The sequence below is a fragment of the Paraburkholderia sp. SIMBA_053 genome, from assembly GCF_046534895.1.
Classification (GTDB): Bacteria; Pseudomonadota; Gammaproteobacteria; order Burkholderiales; family Burkholderiaceae; genus Paraburkholderia; species Paraburkholderia caledonica.
Genome location: NZ_JAWRXU010001494.1, coordinates 1 through 243 on the forward strand (window position 1 = coordinate 1; position 243 = coordinate 243).

Consider the following 243-nt stretch of genomic DNA (forward strand, 5'->3'; position numbering starts at 1 on the left):
CTACTGTATTTTTTTACGGTCTGGGTAGGCATCAATGCCTATGCCACGCGTCACGATCTTCGCCCTATCTCCGCCAGTGAGCAGCCTGCCCGCAAAGAAGTGCTGATTACGTCGCTGTTCTTCGCGGTCCCTTTTGCCATTTTGCTGGAGCGTATCTTTGTAGGGGGTTATACCCCGCAGTATGCAGCGAGTATTGCGGTATTGGCGGGAGTGCTGCTGCTGTTTTTTGATGTTTCACTTACG

Annotated in this window: 1 protein-coding gene; it reads left to right on the top strand. The window is 51.9% G+C overall.

What is annotated here, in order from left to right:
* On the top strand, positions 1-243 hold a 243-nt coding region (locus SB753_RS40565; RefSeq protein WP_410805613.1), incomplete at both ends, for a hypothetical protein.